The following is a 1,437-nucleotide window of genomic DNA, read 5'->3' as shown; positions in this document are numbered from 1 at the left end:
GAAAACAGCCTAACCACTGGCCGGATTTTACACCGGCGCGGCAAACCACATCGGCGCCGCTTCGTGGCCTACTTTCTCACCGCCCTACACATTCTTGCCGATCTCACGGCGAAGACGCATCGCGGCCTCGCAGCCCGAGCCTGCGAAGGTCAGTCCGCCAGCGGCCGCTCATACGGCTACACGATCCTTCCGCGCATGAACGAACGCGGCGAGCGCATGGCCGGCGAGCGGCAGATCGATCCGACGGAGGCCGCAACGATCCAGCGGATTTTCGATCTCTACGCCGAGGGCTACTCGGGCAAGATCATTACCACGCGGCTGAATGCCGAGGGCGTCCCCGCCCCGAGCGGGGGAGAATGGTCGCACAGAACGATCGATGGCAACCGCGTGCAGCGGCGCCGGCATCCTCAACAACGAGCGCTATGTCGGACGCCAGGTGTGGAACCGGCTCGAATACCGCAAGGATCCGGCCAGCGGCCGGCGCATCTCCCGTTTGCGGCCGCCTGTCGAATGGATCGTTTCGGCGGCCGCGGATCTGCGGATCGTCACCGACGCGCAATGGGATGCCGTAAAGGCGCAGCAGGCGAAGCAGGCAGCCCGGCTCGACCCGGACGGCGGGAATTCGCAGAAGGCTCGGCAGCCGAGCTACCTGCTTTCCGGCCTCGTTCGATGCGGGTTGTGCGGGGGTGGGGCCGGCATGGTGTCGACGAGCCGGATCGGCTGCAGCCGAGCCCGCCACAAGGGAACCTGCCCCAACCAGCTGACGATCGCGCGCGAACGGCTGGAAGCCTTCGTCCTTGCCGGCCTCGGCGAGCGGCTCCTGAAGCCGGAACATGTCGCTCTCTATTGGGAGGAGGTGAAGCGTTTCGACCGCGAGCGACAGGACGGCAGCGCCGAGGCGATCCGCGACCGCAAGCGGGAGCTGCGCGACGTGACGAAGCGCATCGGTAATTGGGTGAACGCGATCGGCAAGGGTATTCGGTCCGAGACGGTTCAAGAGAAGCTGGCGCACGACGAGGCGACGAAGACGAGGCTGGAAGCGGAGATCGACGAACTGGAAGCGACACCGGCGATCCCTGCCCTGCATCCACGCCTGGCCGAGGGCTATCGCCGCATGGTCACGCGATTGCTGGAGACGCTGGACGCCAATCCCGAGGCGCATGATGCCCGCGAGGCGATCCGGTCGATGATCGACCATGTCGATCTGGTACCGGTGAGTGATGTGGGGAGGAAGCGATCGACGGTGCGGCCGGTGCTGTCCGGTTCGCTGGCTTCGATGCTGTCCGCCGGCTCGCGCGCGATCGGCGAGCCGGCGGACGGGATTGCTCTTGGCGAGCAAGTCACGATGGTTGCGGGGAGAGGATTTGAACCTCTGACCTTCAGGTTATGAGCCTGACGAGCTACCGGGCTGCTCCACCCCGCGTTATTATCGAGCGA

At 65.6% G+C, this 1,437-nt stretch carries 1 protein-coding gene, 1 tRNA gene and 1 pseudogene; 2 read left to right on the top strand and 1 reads right to left on the bottom strand.

Translation table 11 applies throughout. The annotated features are described in order from the left end of the window. Positions 1 to 195 precede the first annotated feature (195 nt). Positions 196 to 318 (top strand): annotated as a pseudogene (locus tag FJU11_RS18885) (hypothetical protein); the annotation flags it as partial. Positions 319 to 322: 4 nt separating this feature from the next. Continuing rightward, positions 323 to 1,390, top strand: coding sequence for a recombinase zinc beta ribbon domain-containing protein (locus FJU11_RS18880; RefSeq protein ID WP_407946745.1), 1,068 nt, complete (start codon positions 323 to 325; stop codon positions 1,388 to 1,390). Here the strand turns inward: FJU11_RS18880 and FJU11_RS18170 are convergent. Next, positions 1,347 to 1,423, bottom strand: a tRNA-Met gene (locus FJU11_RS18170). The two genes, FJU11_RS18880 and FJU11_RS18170, sit on opposite strands and share 44 nt — an antisense overlap. Positions 1,424 to 1,437: the final 14 nt, after the last annotated feature.

The sequence above is a fragment of the Pararhizobium mangrovi genome (genome assembly GCF_006516965.1).
In the GTDB taxonomy this organism is placed as follows: domain Bacteria; phylum Pseudomonadota; class Alphaproteobacteria; order Rhizobiales; family Rhizobiaceae; genus Pararhizobium_B; species Pararhizobium_B mangrovi.
Note: the sequence above shows the minus strand (reverse complement) of the source record. Positions and strands in the feature narration are given on the sequence as shown.

Coding starts and splice junctions, on each gene's coding strand:
- FJU11_RS18880 (WP_407946745.1), top strand. CDS start 323: ATGCCGAGGGCGTCCCCGCCCCGAGCGGGGGAGAATGGTCGCACAGAA.